The organism is Klebsiella sp. GFKo11 (genome assembly GCF_056490265.1).
In genome coordinates this window covers 5,705,696-5,718,947 of the sequence record NZ_CM151369.1, presented here as the reverse complement: position 1 = coordinate 5,718,947, position 13,252 = coordinate 5,705,696, and the positions used below count along the sequence as shown (strand labels likewise).

General features: G+C 57.3%; 11 protein-coding genes. 7 read left to right on the top strand and 4 right to left on the bottom strand.

Annotation, left to right across the window (positions count from 1 at the left end; translation table 11 throughout):
- The first annotated feature begins 1 nt into the window (after position 1).
- Both ytfT and yjfF read left to right on the top strand, forming a co-directional pair.
- Positions 2-1,027, top strand: a complete 1,026-nt coding sequence (gene ytfT, locus AC07P6_RS27420) for a galactofuranose ABC transporter, ATP-binding protein YtfT (protein WP_434660468.1) — start codon at positions 2-4, stop codon at positions 1,025-1,027.
- Positions 1,014-2,036 carry a galactofuranose ABC transporter, permease protein YjfF gene (yjfF, locus tag AC07P6_RS27415; protein WP_182235804.1) on the top strand — a complete coding sequence of 341 codons (1,023 nt, stop codon included), beginning with the start codon at positions 1,014-1,016 and terminating at the stop codon, positions 2,034-2,036. The genes ytfT and yjfF overlap by 14 nt, the downstream gene beginning before the upstream one ends.
- Before the next feature lie 45 nt (positions 2,037-2,081).
- Here yjfF and AC07P6_RS27410 read toward each other — a convergent pair whose 3' ends face one another.
- From AC07P6_RS27410 to AC07P6_RS27400, 3 genes are all read right to left on the bottom strand, one after another.
- The gene (locus AC07P6_RS27410) at positions 2,082-3,086 is read right to left on the bottom strand and encodes a SphA family protein (protein ID WP_182235806.1); all 1,005 of its coding nucleotides are present in this window, start codon (positions 3,084-3,086) and stop codon (positions 2,082-2,084) included.
- A 155-nt stretch (positions 3,087-3,241) separates the two neighbouring features.
- A complete protein-coding gene (locus tag AC07P6_RS27405) occupies positions 3,242-3,733 on the bottom strand; it encodes a flavin reductase family protein (protein WP_478315123.1) in 492 nt (163 codons plus the stop codon).
- Entirely contained in the window at positions 3,730-4,878 is a 1,149-nt protein-coding gene (locus AC07P6_RS27400; protein WP_182235810.1) for an LLM class flavin-dependent oxidoreductase, read from the bottom strand. Before AC07P6_RS27400 ends, AC07P6_RS27405 begins: the two co-directional genes overlap by 4 nt.
- Before the next feature lie 186 nt (positions 4,879-5,064).
- On the opposite strand from AC07P6_RS27400, the gene AC07P6_RS27395 reads away from it, so the two are divergent.
- The gene (locus AC07P6_RS27395; RefSeq protein WP_434660460.1) at positions 5,065-5,532 is read left to right on the top strand and encodes a MarR family winged helix-turn-helix transcriptional regulator; all 468 of its coding nucleotides are present in this window, start codon (positions 5,065-5,067) and stop codon (positions 5,530-5,532) included.
- A gap of 121 nt (positions 5,533-5,653) precedes the next feature.
- Positions 5,654-6,439: a cyclase family protein gene (locus tag AC07P6_RS27390; RefSeq protein ID WP_289179133.1), complete on the top strand. Its 786-nt coding sequence runs from the start codon at positions 5,654-5,656 to the stop codon at positions 6,437-6,439.
- Between the two features lie 142 nt (positions 6,440-6,581).
- Here the strand turns inward: AC07P6_RS27390 and AC07P6_RS27385 are convergent, their stop codons facing one another.
- Positions 6,582-7,589, bottom strand: a complete 1,008-nt coding sequence (locus AC07P6_RS27385) for an AraC family transcriptional regulator (RefSeq protein WP_478315122.1) — start codon at positions 7,587-7,589, stop codon at positions 6,582-6,584.
- Positions 7,590-7,922: 333 nt separating this feature from the next.
- On the opposite strand from AC07P6_RS27385, the gene AC07P6_RS27380 reads away from it, so the two are divergent.
- The 3 genes from AC07P6_RS27380 (at position 7,923) to AC07P6_RS27370 (ending at position 13,243) form a co-directional block, all read left to right on the top strand.
- Positions 7,923-9,203, top strand: coding sequence for an MFS transporter (locus AC07P6_RS27380; protein ID WP_478315121.1), 1,281 nt, complete (start codon positions 7,923-7,925; stop codon positions 9,201-9,203).
- A gap of 285 nt (positions 9,204-9,488) precedes the next feature.
- Positions 9,489-10,451 (top strand): IS110 family RNA-guided transposase, encoded by a 963-nt coding sequence (locus AC07P6_RS27375; RefSeq protein WP_478315120.1) that lies wholly within the window; start codon positions 9,489-9,491, stop codon positions 10,449-10,451.
- 617 nt (positions 10,452-11,068) lie between these two features.
- Positions 11,069-13,243 (top strand): thiamine pyrophosphate-dependent enzyme, encoded by a 2,175-nt coding sequence (locus AC07P6_RS27370; protein WP_182235820.1) that lies wholly within the window; start codon positions 11,069-11,071, stop codon positions 13,241-13,243.
- Positions 13,244-13,252 lie beyond the last annotated feature (9 nt).

Genomic DNA, 13,252 nt, shown 5'->3' with positions numbered 1-13,252 from the left:
GATGATGCCTCGATCTGTTCCGAAAACCGACCAGCCAAAACGACGCTTTAGCTGGCCAAAAGGGATGCCGCAAATTATTGCGCTGCTGTTGGTGCTGGTCGTTGATAGCCTGGTGGCCCCGCATTTCTACCAGATAGTGTTGCAGGAAGGACGGCTGTTCGGCAGCCCGATTGATATTTTGAACCGTGCAGCGCCGGTAGCTCTGCTGGCAATTGGTATGACGCTGGTTATCGCAACCGGTGGGATTGACCTGTCTGTGGGCGCGGTGATGGCGATTGCCGGAGCCACGGCGGCGTCGATGACCGTGGCGGGCCATAGCCTGACCGTTGTGCTGCTGGCATCACTGGCGGCCGGTGCGCTGGCCGGTTTGTGGAATGGGATTCTGGTCGCGATACTGAAGATCCAGCCGTTCGTCGCCACTTTGATCCTGATGGTGGCCGGACGCGGAGTTGCCCAACTGATCACTTCCGGGCAGATCGTGACATTTGATTCTCCACATCTTGCCTGGCTCGGCAGCGGGTCTCTGCTGCTGTTCCCGACGCCGGTGATCATTGCCATCGTTACGCTGGCGCTATTCTGGCTGTTTACCCGTAAGACCGCGCTGGGGATGTTTATTGAAGCGGTGGGCATTAACATCCGTGCGGCGAAAAACGCCGGGGTGAATACCCGCATCGTGGTGATGCTGGCCTACGTATTAAGCGGCGTTTGTGCGGCTATTGCCGGGATTATCGTGGCGGCGGATATTCGCGGTGCCGATGCCAATAACGCCGGATTATGGCTGGAGCTGGACGCTATTCTGGCGGTGGTGATCGGCGGCGGCTCGCTGATGGGCGGGCGCTTTAACCTGCTGCTCTCGGTGGTCGGGGCACTGATTATCCAGGGGATGAATACCGGGATCCTGCTGTCAGGATTTCCGCCGGAGCTTAACCAGGTGGTCAAAGCCGTGGTGGTGCTGTGCGTACTGATCGTTCAGTCGCCGCGCTTTATCAGCTTACTGAAGGGGATACGTGGCCATGATAAAACGTAATTTACCGTTAATGATCACTCTGGCGGTGTTTGTGCTGGGCTATCTCTACTGCCTGACCCAATTTCCCGGCTTTGCCTCGACGCGGGTGATCTGCAATATCCTGACCGATAACGCTTTCCTTGGGATCATTGCCGTCGGCATGACCTTTGTGATCCTCTCCGGCGGGATCGATCTGTCGGTGGGTTCGGTGATCGCGTTTACCGGGGTCTTTCTTGCCAAAGCGATCGGCTTTTGGGGGATCTCGCCGCTGGTGGCGTTTCCGCTGGTGCTGGTGATGGGCTGCGCCTTTGGCGCGTTTATGGGCTTGCTGATCGATGCGCTGAAGATCCCGGCGTTTATCATCACTCTCGCCGGAATGTTTTTCCTGCGGGGCGTCAGCTACCTGGTTTCTGAAGAGTCGATTCCCATCGATCACCCGGTCTATGACACCCTTTCCAGCCTGGCATGGATGATCCCCGGCGGCGGTCGCTTAAGCGCGATGGGTCTACTGATGCTGCTGGTAGTGGTCGCCGGGATTTTTATGGCCCACCGCACTCGCTTTGGCAATCAGGTTTACGCCATTGGCGGCAGCGCCACCTCGGCGAATCTGATGGGTATCTCTACGCGCAGCACCACCATTCGCATCTATATGCTCTCCACCGGGCTGGCGACGCTGGCCGGAATCGTTTTCTCCATTTATACCCAAGCGGGCTATGCGCTGGCGGGCGTTGGCGTTGAGCTGGACGCCATTGCTTCGGTGGTTATCGGCGGCACGCTGTTAAGCGGTGGGGTAGGAACGGTGCTGGGCACGCTGTTTGGCGTGGCGATTCAGGGGCTGATTCAGACCTACATCAACTTCGACGGCACCCTGAGTTCGTGGTGGACCAAAATCGCCATCGGGATCCTGCTGTTTGTCTTTATTGCGCTTCAGCGCGGCCTGACGGTGCTGTGGGAGAATCGGCAGAGTTCACCGGTCACGCGAGTGAATAACGTGCCAGCCAATCATGCTGGCGCGACCGATAAGTGGTGAAGTGACCGGGCCTGATGAGCAAAACGCCATCAGGCACTGGTTTTTTTAAAATCCATGAATATAAAACAGGTTCACGATCGCGCTGTTTCTGAGCCGGTTTTCCACCGCCGTTTCGGTGTAGAAGTTTAGCGTCAGGGTGTTATTGGCCGAATGATTCCACATCAGCCCGGGGCCAATGCCTAATACCTGCTCGCGTGAGTTTGGTAGGTCATCGCCATTTACTTTATCGTCGGAAATTTGCTTCAGATAATAGCCGTTAATACCCAGATGCCACTTGGGCGCCACTTCATATTCGGCAGCAAAGTTGAGCCAGGCCAGCTGACCGGCGCGGGTGCGTTGCACGCTTTCGCCTTTCCAGTCCAGCGGGGCGCTGCTGGCCGGGTTGGTATTATTGAAGTTCACCAGGTACTGTAAACGCCAGTTTAACGAGGCGCGCGGGGCGAAGAGCCAGGTGGCGGCCCAGGTTGGCGTAAACGACCACTGGTTCGCCCCCGGATTAATGTCCTGCTTCGCGTCATATTTTCCGGTGGGCACGTTGAAGCCGATTTCAAAACGCTGGGCAAACAGCGGCGTGCCCTGTGCATCCATCACCGGGTTAATTTGCAGATAGGTGCCGATAAAAATATCGCCAAACCCGGCGTCATTGGCCTGCAATTTTGCCGGAGCATCGCCGAAATCGGTATGAAAGCCGACGATCGGAATAATCAGGTCTAAACCCAGCGAGGCATTCTCAAACGGGGAATGTGCAAAGGTATAGAGAAATTGGTGGCTGGTTAGCCAGGTATCCACATTGCTTTTGCCAAAGGCATCTATTTTATTCCCGGCGCTGTCTTTAATCGCATTCGCATGGGTATAGCGATAATAGCCCAGATAGGACAGCTGTCCCGGCGCGGCGGCCGGGAAGCCGTCAAAAAAGCTGGTCAGGCCGAGGTTGATGCCAGCAGGCTCCGCCACCGACGGTGTAGCGGCTTCTGCCGGAGCATGGGCCAGTAAAATGAGCGCAAGAAGCCCCCCGACTCTGCGAGAGAGCCTGGTAAATGATACGGACATGATTTTCTACCTTTTAACGACCTACCGTCTTTCCAGTTGCAGGGAGGAACCAAGTCGACACATCGGAATTGACCCGCCTTCCTGCAACTCGAAATCCATTAGGGTATAAAATAATCGTTTCTGGAATACATCGACCAGGCTTATCAGGAACGGAACTAGGCGATACGACGGGTCTGCACTGGCTCACCGTTGCGATAGAGCAGACAATCGCGGTCGTTCCGCTCAATGGCGACGACCGTGGCGGTCACGATGCTGTGGGTGGTGTCATCAATGATCTGATCCACCACGCAGTCGAAGCTCACCGCGGTGCCTTCCAGCATTGGTGCGCCTGACTTCAGCGGATACCAGTTTCCCTGGCTGAAGCGCTGCTCGCCGTGAAACGCTTTACTGGCGAAACGCATGGCGTGGTCGAGCTGTTCACTGGCCAGCACGTTGATGCCAATCCCCTCGCCAACGTTCAGCTGGCGATGGGCGCTGGCGCTTTTGCCAACGCAGACCAACACGCGCGGTGGATCGACGCTCACCGAGCAGAACGACGAGGCGGTTAAGCCGTTACGCTGCTCGTCGGAATGGACGGTAATCACCGCCACCGGCAGCGTCAGTTGACGCATGCCCAGTTTGAACTCATCAGCAGACAGAGAACTCATGCGGCTTCTCCTGAGGCGGAATCATACGGACGGAACGGCTCACGCAGGCCACGGGCTTCCAGGCGCGGCAGCACTTCGTCGCGGAAATAGGGGAACTCGCTGACATAGTCGGTGAACGACAGCGTGGTGCCGGAGAAACCGGTACGATACAACTGCTCCAGGCCGTCGGCGACATCGTCCGGCGTCCCGACCAGCGGGAAGCCGCCGTGGCCGGCAGAGAAGCGGTCGCGAATCAGTTTGAGCTGATCTTTCGGGAACGATTCGGCGTTCTCGAACATCAGACGAATAATGTTATCCACCGCTGCCCAGTCGGCGTTCTGCTGGGAATAGTAGTGGTGATACTCCTCGGCTTCCGCGCGAGTTGGGCGGCAGACGACGTAGGAGAAGGTCAGAATATTGAGCGCTTTCTGGCGTGCGGCATCGAGGGCCTTCTGCTTCAACTCGACAATCTCTTTTGCGGAGCGCTCCAGGGTGATTGCGGAGGTGAACAGGAAATCGGCGTTGCGAATGGCGAAATCGCGCCCTTCGCCGGAACCGGCGGCGTTAAATATCGGGATGTCTTGTTGCAGCGGTAACGGCAGACCGTAGGTGTCTTTCAGCTTGAAGAAATTGCCGTCCCAGTTGAAGGCTTTCTCTTCGCGCCACAGTTTGCGGATCACCTCAAACCACTCCTGGCCGTAGGCGTAGCGGCTTTCGTGATCGTAGGCGAGGTCGCCGCCCAGCGCTTCATATTCCGGGCGGTTCCAGCCGCAAACCACGTTCAGCCCCGCGCGGCCCTGGCTGATGTGATCCATCGTTGCCAGCTGTTTTGCCACTACCACTGGATGGTTAAAAGAGGTATGAACGGTAGAAAAGACGCTGATATGGCGAGTCGCCGCCAGCAGCGCGGAGGCCCAGGTGACGGTCTCCAGCACGTTGCCGTGGAAGTTGGTTTCGCCGCCGTAGCCGATCCAGCGGGCGATCGGCAGCAGAAACTCGATCCCGGCTTCATCGGCGAGCTGTGCCATTTTCAGGTTGTTTTCCCAGGAGTTGTTCCAGCGATCTTCAATTTTGGTGACAGCCATACCGCCGGAGCAGTTCGCTGCAAAGAAACCCAATTTAAACTTATTGTTATTCAGGATCCGGTTTACTTTAGTGTTTGCCATGAGGTGGCTCCTTTCGAAAGTAGGTGATGACTTAACACAACTAAGCAATGGGTATATATTTTATACATGAATATTTTATGCTTAAACAATATCGATTGCTTAATAATCACCCACCTGTGAGAGCAATCACATAATAAAATGTGATGATTAGGCTGGGATTTGATGAGAAAAAGAGGTAAATAATTAATGAAATCAAATGTATCTGCTATTTCACTTGAAGCCGGCTCGCGCGATGTCAAACTGTGGCTGCGGCTGTTATCGTGCGTCAACATCATTGAAACCGAACTTCGTCAGCGGATGCGTGAGCAGTTTGGCAGCACGCTGCCGCGCTTTGATATGCTGGCGCAGCTGGATCGCTTCCCAGACGGTATCAAGATGGGCGAACTGTCGCGACTGATGCTGGTGACGGGCGGCAACATTACAGGGCTTGCCGATAGTCTGGAAAAAGAGGGCATGGCGGTGCGGGTGTACGATCCCAACGATCGTCGCTCGTGTCGGATCAAACTGACCGCGTCCGGCAAACAGCAGTTTGATCTGATGGCGGCGGCGCACCAGGGCTGGCTGAACGAACTGATGGCCGCTCTGCCGGTGAAAGAAAAAGATCAGCTCTATACGCTACTGGGCAATTTTAAGAGCCAGTTCCCAGGAATGTAACGCCAACGGAAGTTTTTTCACTTTCTGGATAACAGCTTCAGGAAATGGATAGAGCGTTTGCCGGGCCTGCTTACAATGTTACTTGTTTGTTAATTTCAATTTCCCAAACAGGTGACCGCGTATGAACAAAGCATTGCTGACTGAATTTTCTGAGGGGATCGCTCAGGGCGCGATCCGGATTGTCGATTTAACGCAAACGCTGAGCGAACGCTTCCCGACGCTGCAGCTGCCGCCGCAATTCGGCCAGGCCTGGGGCTTTAAAAAAGAGACCATTTCCCACTACGATGAAAATGGCCCCGGTTGGTACTGGAACAACTTTACCTGTAGCGAACACACCGGCACTCACTTTGATGCGCCGGCGCACTGGGTGAGCGGTCGTGAGCATCATGAAAATACCGTTGATACCATCAACCCTGCGGCGTTCATCGGCCCGGCGGTGGTGGTGGATGCCAGCCGCGAGGTAGCGGAAAATCCGGACTGGATCCTGTCGGTAGATTACCTGGAAAGCTGGGAAAAACAGCACGGGAAGATCCCGGAAGGCGCCTGGGTGCTATTCCGCACCGACTGGTCGAAAAAGGCTGATGACGGCGCGGCGTTCCTCAACATGCGCGAAGATGGCGCCCACACGCCAGGCCCGGCGCAGGCAACCGTCGAATGGCTGATTGAAGCGCGCAACGTACGTGGCTTTGGCGTGGAAACCATTAACACCGACGCCGGGCAATCCTACGCCTGGCCGGTGCCCTATCCCTGCCATACCCTGATGCACGGCGCTAATAAATATGGCCTGCAATGCTTGACCAACCTCGATCAATTACCGACGCGCGGTGCGGTGATTATCGCGGCCCCGCTCAAAATTGAGCAGGGTTCCGGTAGCCCGTTACGCGTACTGGCGTTGATTAGCGAATAACTTCAACACAAATACACTAAGTAATTCGAGTTGCAGAAAGGCGGCAAGTGAGTGAATCCCCTGAAGCGTACATAGGTACGTGACTGGGGTGAACGAGCGTAGCCAACGCATCTGCAACTTGAAGTACGACGTGTATTGCCGGTCAGCGCTTACGCATGCTCTGACTGGGCGTCTCACCAAAGCGCGCTTTGTACTCGGCGCTAAAGCGCCCCATATGGGCGAATCCCCAGCGCAGCGCAGCGCCTGTTACGTTGTTTACCTCGCCGGAAAGCAGCTCGGCACGTACCCGCTCCATACGGGTATCTCGCAGATATTGCATCGGGCTGACGCCAAGAAAATTTTTAAACCCCGCATACAGTCCACGCAGGCTAACGCCGCCAATCCCCGCCAGCGCTTCCGCGCTCAGCGTTTCGTGCGCGTGGGCGTGAATGTACTCTTGCACGCGGCGGACGTGGGCCGGGCGAATGCTGGAACGCTTGCTATCAGCGGGTTGGCGATAGTTATGCTGGTGGCTATTGAGCAGCGTGGTGGCGACCAGTTGCTCCATCTGCTGGCGAATCAGACGGTGTTTCTCCAGGTCCAGCCCCTGGCTGGCGCACTCCAGCAGATAACCAATGAGCGCACACCACGCCGGATTCTCCTGCCAGCGGAACGCGGTCCCGAAGCGCAGCGGTTCGTTCAGAGGCTGGCCAAGCTGGCCGACCAGCATGTTCTCCAGCAGCGAGCGAGAGATGCGCAGCAGAAACTGATCGTTGCCAGGCTCCCAGCGCATGCGGGTGACATCTTCCGGGTTAATCACCGTGGCCAGCTGCGGACCGGATAGGATCTCCTGACCTTCGCTCACCACTGTGGCGTTACCGTGCAGCGGCATCTGCACCAGAAAAAAATCCTTCATCAGGCACGGCGCGATATCCACCCGCGAGCTGTAGCGCAGGCGGTTAAGTGAGATTTCACCCATCGGAATGTGGTGCATCCGCACGTCGGCGCGTGCGCCGCGATCGACCAGATCCACCTGGCAAGGTTTGAAGATCCGTCCTACGACGGCACCTGCTTGCTCCAGCGTGGCGGAGGTAAACAGCAAGTTGGCGGACGAATTGAGATGACTAAGCGCAGCGGACAGGCGCGGTGAGACGATATCGTTGATCAACATAACAGACTCCTCGTGGAGACGACGTAAAGGTGAAACGTCCTGCCTGTTGTTGATTTCTGGCCGTCATACGCGAACGCGTTGCTTTAATCAACATTCCATTAACAACTTGCTAACGCATACACGTTAACTGGAATTCAGAAGTTATGTCAGAGCAAATTCCGATAACGAGAGATGGATCGCGCAGATTTTGTTATCGCTGAGGGCGGAGAAATGCCATTTTGCGCGGTGATTATCCGGCTTGTGCAGATATAACTGCTGGCCGACGGAGGGAGGATTGATCCTTTGCGCCACTTTTCTTATCGCTGATGGTGTGTCCACTAACCGGAGTTTGCCATGACCATTGCGATGACAAAGAGTGCGGTGCGTCCGTACGCCGTGACCCGCCGGGTATTACTGGTGTGCTGGTTGAGTATTTTATTTGAAGGCTATGATGTTGGCGTGATGGGGGCGGTGCTTTCCAGTATGGCGGAAGACGCTGGATGGGGGCTGACGCCGCTGGAGCTGGGGGCGCTCAGTAGCTACGCGCTGGTGGGAATGTTCTTCGGCGCATTCGCTGCCGGTTCTCTGAGCGAACGTATCGGGCGGCGGCGGATGCTGCTGCTGTGCGTCGGGCTGTTCTCGCTTTCGATGATTGCCACTACCTGGGCGCCGACGCCGCTGCTGTTCGGCGTGGCGCGCTTTATCGGCGGGCTGGGGCTGGGCGGGGTGATCCCGGTGGCGGCGGCGCTGACCGTTGAATATTCGCCGCCGGAGCGGCGCAGCTACAACTACGGGATTATGTATTCTGGCTACTCGCTGGGCATTCTGTGCTCGGCGCTGGTGGCGATGTGGCTGATTCCCCACTTCGGCTGGCGCAGCGTGATTGGCGTGGGCGCACTGCCGCTGCTGGTGCTGTGGCCGATGTCGCGCCTGCTGCCGGAGTCGCTAGAGTATCTGGTCAGCTGTGGGCGAATGATTGAGGCGCGTGAGCTGTCATCGCGTCTCGGCGTTCCGCTGCCGGAAGCGGAAACGCCGCGTCCGCAGCAGGAGGGCTGGCGTAAAACCGGCAGCCTGCTGTTCTCGGGCGACTATCTGCGCGCCACGGCCTGCTTCTGGGTCGCCTTATTCTGCGGCATGTTGCTGGTCTATGGTCTCAACACCTGGCTGCCGAGCATCATGCGCAAAAGCGGCTATGCGCTGGGGCCGAGCCTGCTGTTTCTGGTGGTGTTTAGCCTCGCCTCGGCGGTGGGCGGGTTGTTCCTCGGGCGCATTGCCGATCGTATCGGCGCGAAGCGGGCGGTGGCGCTTTCTTACCTCGTGGGCGGCGCGGGCATCTGCGCGCTGATGTTCCCGCACTCGCTGCCGATCAACATTCTGCTGACCGCTCTGGCAGGTGTCGGCAGTATTTCTGCATCGCTGATTCTGACCGGCTATCTGGCGACCTGGTATCCGGGCAACAGCCGCGCGGCGGCCACCGGTTGGGCGCTGAGCTTTGCGCGTATCGGCGCGATGAGCGGGCCACTGTTCGGCGCGTGGATAGCCAGCAGCGGGCTATCGCTGTCGTGGAACTTTGGCGCGTTTGCGCTGGTGTCGCTGGTCGCGGCGGTGACGGTGATGTTGCTACCTAAGCGGTAGGGTGCCGGAAATCAGAAGAACAATAATCTTTTAAGTTATGGTGCGTTAACCCTCACCCCAACCCTTATGTCTTGACCTTCTCCGTTCCGGCGGAGAAGATCCCCGACTGATCATCGGGAGGTTACCGGTGAGCATCACCCAGCCCTGGAGCCCCTGAGCCCGCGGGAGAGATTATGCCCCGGTAACCTGTTTCCCTGTCGCCTCAAGACCGAACGGTATCCTGTGCCCTGAGCACCCACATATAAGGATGGTCCGGCGATAATATTCATAAGGTTACGGAGTACCATGATGAATCTTGTCCCTGTCGGCGTTGATATCGCCAAACTCAAATTCGACGTTGCTGTCCAGCTGCCAAACCAGAAGTACAAAACCAAAAAATTCGCCAATACCCCAGCCGGATGCCGCGAATTTCTGAACTGGCTGGCGCGTTTTGGTCACTGTCACGTCTGCATGGAGGCAACAGGTTGCTACAGCACTGAACTGGCCACCCTGCTGGCCGATAATGGCTGCTGCGTCAGCCTTGAAAACCCGGCACGTATCCATGCGTTCGCAAACACTGAACTGACCCGCAATAAAACGGACAAAAGCGACGCGGCGCTGATAGCGCGCTACTGCGCTCTGTATCAGCCGGCCCCCTGGCATCCTGTGCCGCTGAGCGAACGACAACTGACGGCTCTGGTACGCCACCTGCGTAACCTGGAAGAGATGCGTCAGATGGAGGTGAACCGCCTTGAGGCGGCAGATGAAGTCATCGTTCCTTCCCTGAATGAACACGTTACGATGCTGGATGAGCTGATTGAAGAAACCCTCAATAAAATCAACCGGCATATCGATGATAACCCGGACCTGAAGCGGGACCGGGAGCTACTGAAAAGTATCCCCGGAATAGGAGACATGCTGAGTGTGAGCCTGCTGGCGTTCGCAGGAAATCTGCGACGGTTCAGCAACAGCAAGGCACTGGTGGCGTATGCTGGTTTGAATCCTCGTCGTTGTGAGTCAGGGATGTGGAAAGGGAAAAGCAGGCTGTCGAAAGTGGGCCATGCAGAGCTGCGTAGCGCACTGTATATGCCAGCGGTAGTGGCAGGAAGATGCAATAAGGTGGTGAAAAACCTGATGGAAAGGCTTGCAGCCCGGGGTAAGACAGGGAAAGAGCGAGTGTGTGCAGGAATGAGGAAATTACTGCAGCTGGCTTATGGTGTGGTGAAATCCGGGCATGAATTTAACGCTGAAATACCACTTGCCGGATAACCGGCAAGACGGTATCTCTCCCTTAAAAAGGGAGAGGGGGCGCACCGAGCTGAGATATTCATGTTCAGCACAAAACCTCAATCCAGCACCCAACGGTTCCCTCGCTCTTTTGGGGGGAGGGGCGCACCGAGCTGAGATATTCATGTTCAGCGCAAAACCTCAATCCAGCACCCAACGGTTCCCTCGCCCCTTTGGGGAGAGGGGGTGCACCGAGCTGAGATATTCATGTTCAGCACAAAACCTCAATCCAGCACCCAACGGTTCCCTCGCCCCTTTGGGGAGAGGGGGTGCACCGAGCTGAGATATTCATGTTCAGCACAAAGCCTCAATCCAGCACCCAACGGTTCCCTCGCCCCTTTGGGGAGAGGGGGCGCACCGAGCTGAGATATTCATGTTCAGCACAAAACTTCAATTCAGCACCCAACGGTTCCCTCGCCCCTTTGGGGAGAGGGCCAGGGTGAGGGGATGCGCACCAATCCCCCCATTTTTATCCCCCTTCTGCAATCGCTATCCATCTTCCGCACAAATGACAATTCCATGACAAATCATGGATTGCCCCTCCTTCGCACGTTGCTTACAAGTTAATCAGACCAAATTGAAATGAAAGTGAGGTTGTGATGGCTGAACGTTCGTTTGTTGAAGAGGTAAAGAAACTGACTTTACCGGCAGGTTCTGTATTTAGCGGCGAAGGTATTCTGGCCGTCACTAAAGCGCTGCTGGAATCCGGTGTCTCCTACGTGGCTGGCTATCAGGGCGCGCCTATTTCCCACTTGATGGACGTGCTGGCCGATGCCCAACCGATCCTCGACGAGTATGGCATTCGCTTTGAAAACAGCGCCAGCGAAGCTACCGCGGCGGCGACGCTGGCGGCGTCGGTCAACTACCCCCTGCGCGGCGCGGTGACCTTTAAGGCGACGGTTGGCACCAACGTGGCTTCCGACGCGCTGGCCAACCTCTCCTCCGGCGGCGTGCTGGGCGGAGCGTTGATTATCGTCGGCGAAGACTACGGCGAAGGTTCATCAATCATGCAGGAGCGCAGCCATGCGTTCGCCATGAAATCGCAGATGTGGCTGCTCGACCCGCGCCCGAACCTGCCGTGCATCGTGCAGGCGGTGAAGGATGGCTTTGAACTGTCTGAGGCCAGCAACACCCCGGTGATGTTGCAAATGCGCATTCGTTCTTGTCACGTTCACGGCCAGTTTGTCACCTCGGAAAACCGTGCTCCGGCGTTTACGGTGAAACAGGCGCTGGAAAATCCGCAGCGCGACGTCAGCCGCATCGTGCTGCCACCCGCCAGCTTCCTGCATGAAAAAGAGAAAGTTCATCAGCGCTGGCCTGCTGCGGTGCGCTTCATTCGCGAACGTCGCCTGAACGAGTTCTTCTCCTCTGACGCCGATGATATTGGCATCGTGCTGCAGGGTGGCAACTACAACACGCTGATTCGCGCTCTTAACCAGCTGGATCTGGCCGATGTGTTTGGCAACAGCAAAATCCCGCTGTACGTGATGAACGTCGCCTACCCGCTGGTAGAAGAAGAGTTGGACGAGTTCTGCTGCAACAAGCGCGCGGTGCTGGTGCTGGAGGAGGGACAGCCGAACTTCGTTGAACAGAATATTGCTAACATCCTGCGCCAGAAGGGGCTAAGCGCCAAACTGCACGGTAAAGACCTGCTGCCGCTGGCCGGCGAGTACAACACCGCCACCGTGCTGGCGGGGCTGCGCGCCTTCTTTGAACGTTACGATCGTTTGGAGCCGGATGCCCTGGCAGCCGCGCGCCAGGTGCGTATTCCGCTGGCCAACGTGATGCCGGACGTCGTCAACGCCGCGCCGCCTGCGCTGGCTGATGCGATTCACGCTCGCCCGCCGGGATTCTGCACCGGCTGCCCGGAGCGGCCGATTTTTACCGCCATGAAGCTGATTGAGCGCGAGCTTGGCCCGCACCACATCAGCGCCGACATCGGCTGCCATCTGTTCTCGATTCTGCCGCCGTTTAATCTCGGCAATACCACCATGGGCTACGGCCTGGGCGGCGCGGGAGCGGCGGCGCTCAATAGCAAAGACGGCAAGCGCGCCATCTCGGTGATGGGTGACGGCGGTTTCTGGCACAACGGTTTGACCAGCGGCATCGCCAACAGCGTATTTAACCAGAGCAACAACCTGACCATCGTGGTTGACAACAGCTACACCTCGGCCACCGGCGGACAGGACATTCTGTCGTCCACCGCGCAAAACGCCACCCGCAGTACCGGTCACGCTATTGAGCAGGCGGTGAAGGGCGTTGGCGTGAAATGGGTGAAAACGGTGCGTCGCACCTACGACCTGAAAACTATGACCGCTACTCTGCGCGACGCTTTAACCAGCAAAACGCCGGGCCCGAAGGTGCTGATTGCCCAGAGCGAATGCATGCTCAACCGCCAGCGCCGCGAAAAGCAGCAGGTGCGTAAAGCGCTGGAGAGCGGCAAACGCGTGGTGGCGGAGCGCTTCGGCGTGGATAGCGACACCTGTACCGGCGACCACTCCTGCATTCGTCTTTCCGGCTGTCCGTCGCTGTCGATTAAACCGAACCCGGATCCACTGCGCACCGACCCGGTCGCAACGGTGATCAACAGCTGCGTCGGCTGCGGCCTGTGCGGCGAAGTGTCGCATGCCGCCGTGTTGTGCCCCTCGTTTTATCGAGCGCGCATCGTCACCCATCCGGGGCGCAGCGAACGCTGGAGAGAGGCGATTCGTCGTCCATTAATCAACTGGTTACAGCGCCGGAACGCCCGTCGCCTGGCCCGCGTTAGCCTGTAAGGAGCACTC

What these genes read in the sequence shown, in the direction of transcription:
- ytfT (WP_434660468.1), top strand. Translation starts at nt 2, where the DNA reads ATGATGCCTCGATCTGTTCCGAAAACCGACCAGCCAAAACGACGCTTT.
- yjfF (WP_182235804.1), top strand. Translation starts at nt 1,014, where the DNA reads ATGATAAAACGTAATTTACCGTTAATGATCACTCTGGCGGTGTTTGTG.
- AC07P6_RS27410 (WP_182235806.1), bottom strand. Translation starts at nt 3,086, where the DNA reads ATGTCCGTATCATTTACCAGGCTCTCTCGCAGAGTCGGGGGGCTTCTT.
- AC07P6_RS27405 (WP_478315123.1), bottom strand. Translation starts at nt 3,733, where the DNA reads ATGAGTTCTCTGTCTGCTGATGAGTTCAAACTGGGCATGCGTCAACTG.
- AC07P6_RS27400 (WP_182235810.1), bottom strand. Translation starts at nt 4,878, where the DNA reads ATGGCAAACACTAAAGTAAACCGGATCCTGAATAACAATAAGTTTAAA.
- AC07P6_RS27395 (WP_434660460.1), top strand. Translation starts at nt 5,065, where the DNA reads ATGAAATCAAATGTATCTGCTATTTCACTTGAAGCCGGCTCGCGCGAT.
- AC07P6_RS27390 (WP_289179133.1), top strand. Translation starts at nt 5,654, where the DNA reads ATGAACAAAGCATTGCTGACTGAATTTTCTGAGGGGATCGCTCAGGGC.
- AC07P6_RS27385 (WP_478315122.1), bottom strand. Translation starts at nt 7,589, where the DNA reads ATGTTGATCAACGATATCGTCTCACCGCGCCTGTCCGCTGCGCTTAGT.
- AC07P6_RS27380 (WP_478315121.1), top strand. Translation starts at nt 7,923, where the DNA reads ATGACCATTGCGATGACAAAGAGTGCGGTGCGTCCGTACGCCGTGACC.
- AC07P6_RS27375 (WP_478315120.1), top strand. Translation starts at nt 9,489, where the DNA reads ATGATGAATCTTGTCCCTGTCGGCGTTGATATCGCCAAACTCAAATTC.
- AC07P6_RS27370 (WP_182235820.1), top strand. Translation starts at nt 11,069, where the DNA reads ATGGCTGAACGTTCGTTTGTTGAAGAGGTAAAGAAACTGACTTTACCG.